Consider the following 6638-nt stretch of genomic DNA (forward strand, 5'->3'; position numbering starts at 1 on the left):
CCGGCGGTTCAGTTATTTCTGTTGGGGTTGCTACTGCATTGTTTCAATCCCTGATAGGGTTTTAGGTTGTTTCCGGCCGTGCCAGTTGCAGCGAATGCACCGCCAGCACTCAGTTTCAATCCCTGATAGGGTTTTAGGTTGTTTCCGGCATGTGGATGAGACATAAGCTGACCATCAGCCGATCGGTTTCAATCCCTGATAGGGTTTTAGGTTGTTTCCGGCCCCCCGTGCAGGTGGTTGTCGAGGTGCTTCCGATCGCGCGTTTCAATCCCTGATAGGGTTTTAGGTTGTTTCCGGCTGCTAGTAGACATAGACACCAAAATTGAAGAGATTGTTTCAATCCCTGATAGGGTTTTAGGTTGTTTCCGGCCTGCTAGGTGCAGGCTTAGACTTAGATGAATGCTGTTTCAATCCCTGATAGGGTTTTAGGTTGTTTCCGGCGGTTCAGTTATTTCTGTTGGGGTTGCTACTGCATTGTTTCAATCCCTGATAGGGTTTTAGGTTGTTTCCGGCTGCGATCGGCGACTTGGTATCTGAGTATTGGGAGTTTCAATCCCTGATAGGGTTTTAGGTTGTTTCCGGCCGGCGGAAGCTGTGGGTAGATACTCCCTCAATGCCGTTTCAATCCCTGATAGGGTTTTAGGTTGTTTTCGGCGCCCCTATCCCTTCAGTGGTATCGCGAGAGCCTATTTGTTTCAATCCCTGATAGGGTTTTAGGTTGTTTTCGGCGCATGAGGCATAAGTAAAACAGGATGGCGATTTCCTGTTTCAATCCCTGATAGGGTTTTAGGTTGTTTTCGGCCTCTGGCGTCTCTTCAGTCAGATCAGTTACTAGAAGTTTCAATCCCTGATAGGGTTTTAGGTTGTTTTCGGCGTTTGGTTGACTATCATCCCCTTTGTTTTGCAAGTTTCAATCCCTGATAGGGTTTTAGGTTGTTTTCGGCGAGTTGTGCCGCTCTCATTAGCGCTTACCTCCAAGGTTTCAATCCCTGATAGGGTTTTAGGTTGTTTTCGGCTTCGGGCCTCTAATGTCTTCGGAAATGTTGACGCTAGTTTCAATCCCTGATAGGGTTTTAGGTTGTTTTCGGCTTGATCAACTGCTTGCGTGCGTCATCTATGAGCTGATCGATGTTTCAATCCCTGATAGGGTTTTAGGTTGTTTTCGGCAAAACCGAAGGGGATGCGCGGTACAGACAAATTACGTTTCAATCCCTGATAGGGTTTTAGGTTGTTTTCGGCCAGACCGGGAAAGAGTCTAAGCTCAAACTTTCCGGTTTCAATCCCTGATAGGGTTTTAGGTTGTTTTCGGCGTCTAAATCGGTGAGTGCCGTTGAAGCCAGTCTAGTTTCAATCCCTGATAGGGTTTTAGGTTGTTTTCGGCCGGCCGTCGCGTTGTGTCATGATTTGTAGGCTCCAGTTTCAATCCCTGATAGGGTTTTAGGTTGTTTTCGGCATCAATACAGCAAGAGGCAAAGCAAATGAGCACTAGAGTTTCAATCCCTGATAGGGTTTTAGGTTGTTTTCGGCACCGATCAGTTGCAGCTTAATATTTTGTCATTGCTGATAGTTTCAATCCCTGATAGGGTTTTAGGTTGTTTTCGGCGGAATAGTTTTTTTATTTTTTTGATTACTAAAATCAGTTTCAATCCCTGATAGGGTTTTAGGTTGTTTTCGGCGCCCGGATGGACGATCGCAATTATTTACGTTTTGTGAGTTTCAATCCCTGATAGGGTTTTAGGTTGTTTTCGGCGCGATGTGTTCGTCGGCTTTAGTACGGAGTCGCAGTTTCAATCCCTGATAGGGTTTTAGGTTGTTTTCGGCACTTTTTGAGATTGGTCATTCTATTGCCGACGATGTTTCAATCCCTGATAGGGTTTTAGGTTGTTTTCGGCCTAAAATGCTGAATTCAATCCTGAAGTGAACGGGTTTCAATCCCTGATAGGGTTTTAGGTTGTTTTCGGCTTTGATGGGCACTGGGGAGGTTACCACAATTATGCTGTTTCAATCCCTGATAGGGTTTTAGGTTGTTTTCGGCTTGCATTGCCGTAGTTAGCCACTGGTAGATGTTTGGGCAGTTGTTTCAATCCCTGATAGGGTTTTAGGTTGTTTTCGGCCTGAAACAAAAATCAGTCACTGCCAGAAAATTACCCGTTTCAATCCCTGATAGGGTTTTAGGTTGTTTTCGGCATCCAGATTGCCACTGTTATCAGTCTTGAGTTAGTTTCAATCCCTGATAGGGTTTTAGGTTGTTTTCGGCTCAGTTGGAGTCAGTTACAAGCTCGATTGATAGGTTTCAATCCCTGATAGGGTTTTAGGTTGTTTTCGGCGCAATTTCAGAGGATGGCAGCGGGGACAGCTTGTTAGTTTCAATCCCTGATAGGGTTTTAGGTTGTTTTCGGCTTGATGATGGGATATTCTACCCACGCATCATCCTCGTGTTTCAATCCCTGATAGGGTTTTAGGTTGTTTTCGGCCGATAAAAGTTGTTTTTCCGGCTCCCGGCATCCCGTGTTTCAATCCCTGATAGGGTTTTAGGTTGTTTTCGGCCGCCGGGGTCTGGGAGGCTTGAAATATAAGGTTTTCAAGGTTCAGTTGCGTCTGACTGCAATCAATATACCGTTTCAGCGATCGCCCTGTCAAGGGGGCAAAATTAAAATAGAACTCAAACTCTCTCCCAGTAAAGCTTTCAGCATTTGCGTCTGACCCGCATGAGGTACAAACCACCGCAAACCCAGTCCTGGTAAAGCTCTGAGCCATTAAAATTCACCCCCTCCGTTCTACACCCACAGCCAGACGCAAAATCACACCATAAAAATCGTAGTATCGATCGGTGCCCGGCCGCCAATCCGCTCGATCTTGCCCTGACAGCAAGCACACAAAGAATGAAACAGGATGCTGTCTTCTTCCGACTTAATCACCCTACTCAGACGTTGGCGCATCCGGGCATACTGAGTATCCGTCACCTCGCAATGAAACACGGAATACTGCTTCCATTCCCCATAAGACTTGAGAATCTGGTGAATCTTAGTGCGGCGCTTGTCCTCTGATATATCGTAGCAAACCAAAACAAACATAACTTTATTGCCCTCCCTATTTCAGAACCAAAGGCGGATACTTATCAACTTCACCTTTTTGGATGCCTTGCTGCTTGCTCTTGAATCCTATTTCAGAACCAAAGGCGGATACTTATCAACTTCACCCATCAAATACTTAGCCATCAGCCGCCCTTGAATTTCAAAAGCTTCTTGATAAGTACACAACTTGCCCATCACAGGATGCTTGAACTTTGACTGCTTCTTTTCTTCGTAAAGTCGCAAAAAATTGTGCAGCGCTTCTTTTGTCAAAGAAACCGCCCCGCTCAACGGTTCTGCCGTAAAATCATTAGGCGAAACTTTCTGCAAATTAATCGCCTTCAACACTACAGCATCAACTACCAAAGGTCGAAATTCTTCCATCAAATCCAGCGCTAAGGAAGGACGGCCATAGCGCTCAAAATGCAAATATCCCAAATACGGATCGAATCCCACAATATTCACTGCACTTTGAACATCGTGCCGCAGCAGAGAATATCCCAAACTTAACAGAGAGTTTACCGGATCGGTAGGCGGACGGCGGCGGCGAACTTCAAAGCTAAATTCCGGCACGCGAATCAGCCGATTGAAGCAGCCAAAATAAGTCGCACTACCCGCCCCCTCTAATCCTCGCAGAGAATTAATACTCGAAGTTTTATCAATAGAGGCGATAACTTGTTTCAATTGGGCGATGGGCTTTTCAAAATCCTGGGGAGAATATTTGCGCTGGCACTCTAACAAAGTATGGCGGTAATTCTTGAGCTTTCCCCGTACAAACCCCCTAACTAAATGCACCGCCTGTTCCGATTCCCCAGCCGCTTGCCACTGAGCTTTTCGCACAAAGATATTTTTCGTCATTTCCGGTTCCAACCTCCCCAAATAACGTCCGTTTACTGTCAAAAAACTCAAAGGAATGTGACGTTCCAACAGTTCCACAACCACAGCCGGCGAAACTGTAGCGCGTCCCAATGCAACAACCCCATCAATCTTAATTAATGGCACGTCCAAGAGATTTTTTTTATCAGCTTTAACCGTCAGACGTTCATCCACTTTGCCAATAAAAGCATCTTCTTGAGTAATGTAAACTGTTCCCATTGTGAAATCTCCTATTTGCAGATTAACTTGCTTCTTGATAGCGGTTGACTTTGGCCGCAGCTTGGGGCAGACATTGGGAAAAAAGACTGCATCCCTTACACCGAGGGGTGTAAACTGGTAAAGGGATATTTCCCGATCGCCAAAGAGCACCGACTTTTTCAATAGTTGCGATCGCATCCTGTCTCAACCCCTCAGAAATCTCGACTAATTGCCGCTGATGCGACTGCGCGTAATACACATATCCAGTCGCAATAGTTTTCCCCGTCATCTCCTCTAAACAAAGCGCTTGGGCGCAAACTTGCAACTCATCATTATCCCATTCCCCCTTCCGGCCGCGCTTGTATTCCACCGGATAAATCTCACCCTCCGCCGACTCAATCAAATCCGATTTCCCAATCAGTTTGTAGCGCTCAGATTTGAGCCAAATCGCCCGAACCTGCCAAGTTTCATCGCGGTTAATCTCGCCCATCGTGTGAACGCGATCGTGCAAACTTGTCCCTTCAATGGTATACTGATTATCGGTGAATTCTCCCGCACAAGACATTCGCCAGCAGCGGTGAGCACAGTAAGAATACTGGTTGAGAGTTGCGATCGAAATGTAATCAAAATCATTCATAATTTTGAGGGTTTGTAGGAGATTGGTAATTGGGAATTAGTTATCCGCCAGTCCGCCAGGGGTTGAAACATTTAATTTTCCGTGGGAGCGAAATATTTTGAGGAATTAGTGATCCGCCACTGATCCGCCAGTCCGCCAGGGGTTGAAACCCCTGTCTCATAGCTAAAGTCGGTTGAAACCGACTGAAGCAGTAATTGAATCATTGATGATATTTTGAGCTTATAGGTAACAGTAAGCGCAAAGGTTGAAACCGACTGAAGCAGTAATTTAATCATTCATTCTTGCAGTCCTCTTCAGAGGACTTTAGCTTTGAGGCAGGGGTTTCAACCCTTGCCGGACTATGGGTTTTACGTTGAGTTATCAAGAACTCTTATTAACAACTATTCGCCTAGTCATTCCCATTCCCATCGGAGTTTTCCTCCCCACCCCGCAGTAAACAGCAAAATCAGCCAAAGCATTAATTTGCTTAATCGCTAAAGGCTCCACATCTCCCAAAATCCGATAACTAACCTCCCCAACCATGCCGACAAAATCGCTTTGATAGTTAGTCAATCTTTCACTTTTGATGTTGACAAAAGTCGAAAAAAGTGCATCGAATGACTGATCGGGAATTGCGATCGGGCTGTACTTATTCCACCGACTGAGGAGACTGTTAAAAACGCAATCTCTAGTAGGAATCACGGAATCAAATTTTCCCTGTCGAAAGGTAGTAGGAGTCGCAAAACTGAAGGCAATTAAGCGATTAGTTTCCGAAGCGCGATCGTACAATTGAGAGTAATCGCAAGCATTAGCCCAAGGCTGATCTACTTGGGGCGTTCCCAGAATCTTAGTAATCATCAAATCCGCGGGCCCCAGATGCCACGGCTTTGAGGGATTGAGATTCAGCCAAAGATTAGTTAATTTGCCGAATAGAGTGTCATCAAGCAGAGTAATCCGCCACCAACAGAGGGTATGTTCTGGAATCGGTTCTGTGTGTTCCCATTGCAGGAAATGGTGTTTCTTGAAAGGGCATTTTTTAGTTTGCAAAGGGCTGAGGGTGAAGGATTTTTGGGCGGTGGCATCGTGGAGGCGATCGCCGAGTTTTTTGTCAACGGAGCTCACGAGGGTGAGGAAGAGGGCGTGCAGGTGTCTTCCGGTGAGGTATCCGGGGGGAATTGGGGCCAGGGGAAGGATGTTGAGGACTAGGCTGTGCGGCATATTTGGTTAATGGTTAAAAGAGGTTTGAATTAGCCGAGAGGTTTTCCCTGGTTTCTCGTTTTCTCATTTCTCGTTTCTCGTTCCCAGGTTCTACCTGGGAACGCATTTCTAGAGGATCTACCTCCTATTAATCGGCTCGAAAGCGGTATTCCATACACGCCGGAATTTTGAGTTGGTCAAAGTCGTAACATCGCCCTAGCATTTTGACATTTTGGATGAGGCTAAGCGGAGGCATATTAACCACATCGTAGCTAATCACTTGATGGGAAAACATCACGTCTAAAGGGTTGAGAAGATAGGGAAAGATAAAGTCTGTTTCTGAGAGCGATCGCTTCACTTCCTTCTGTTCTACAATTTCGACGGCTGCTTTGCTCATCCACTTTCCCAGACGAACCCATTTAGCCAGTTTCAGAGGCTTCTCTGAGATTATGAAAAACTCAAATTTACTTTCCGGCCCAATTTCTTTAGTTCTTCCAAAACTAGGGATATTTTTCTGGGTTTTCTCCATTTCAACGTGATAGTTGTTGTTGGCGTATTTCCAAGTGTTGAGAGTGGAGGAGTGGGAGAGCGATCGCGCCGGAGTAATACCATTTTTTTAAAGATGTGATAGAGATAAAGCCTGTAAAATCCAGGACCATCCGGTGAGAAATCCAATGACG

General features: G+C 45.7%; 5 protein-coding genes and 1 CRISPR repeat array. All 5 genes read right to left on the reverse strand.

The annotated features are described in order from the left end of the window. Positions 1-40: 40 nt before the first annotated feature. Positions 41-2547: direct repeats of the CRISPR family, unit length 37 nt; unit sequence GTTTCAATCCCTGATAGGGTTTTAGGTTGTTTTCGGC. A 254-nt stretch (positions 2548-2801) separates the two neighbouring features. Next, a complete protein-coding gene (cas2, locus tag QUB06_RS32985; protein ID WP_333140687.1) occupies positions 2802-3074 on the reverse strand; it encodes a CRISPR-associated endonuclease Cas2 in 273 nt (90 codons plus the stop codon). Positions 3075-3161: 87 nt separating this feature from the next. After that, positions 3162-4166: a type I-D CRISPR-associated endonuclease Cas1d gene (gene cas1d, locus QUB06_RS32990; RefSeq protein WP_333438854.1), complete on the reverse strand. Its 1005-nt coding sequence runs from the start codon at positions 4164-4166 to the stop codon at positions 3162-3164. Between the two features lie 22 nt (positions 4167-4188). Next, positions 4189-4782 carry a CRISPR-associated protein Cas4 gene (gene cas4 / locus QUB06_RS32995; RefSeq protein WP_333438856.1) on the reverse strand — a complete coding sequence of 198 codons (594 nt, stop codon included), beginning with the start codon at positions 4780-4782 and terminating at the stop codon, positions 4189-4191. Between the two features lie 360 nt (positions 4783-5142). Beyond that, complete coding sequence (cas6, locus tag QUB06_RS33000) at positions 5143-5979, reverse strand: CRISPR-associated endoribonuclease Cas6 (protein WP_333438858.1); 837 nt, start codon at positions 5977-5979, stop codon at positions 5143-5145. A gap of 127 nt (positions 5980-6106) precedes the next feature. Next, on the reverse strand, positions 6107-6565 hold the full coding sequence (cas5d, locus tag QUB06_RS33005; protein WP_333438860.1) for a type I-D CRISPR-associated protein Cas5/Csc1: 459 nt from the start codon (positions 6563-6565) through the stop codon (positions 6107-6109). Between the last annotated feature and the right edge of the window lie 73 nt (positions 6566-6638).

This window comes from Microcoleus sp. D2_18a_D3 (genome assembly GCF_036702455.1).
Lineage (GTDB): Bacteria > Cyanobacteriota > Cyanobacteriia > Cyanobacteriales > Microcoleaceae > Microcoleus.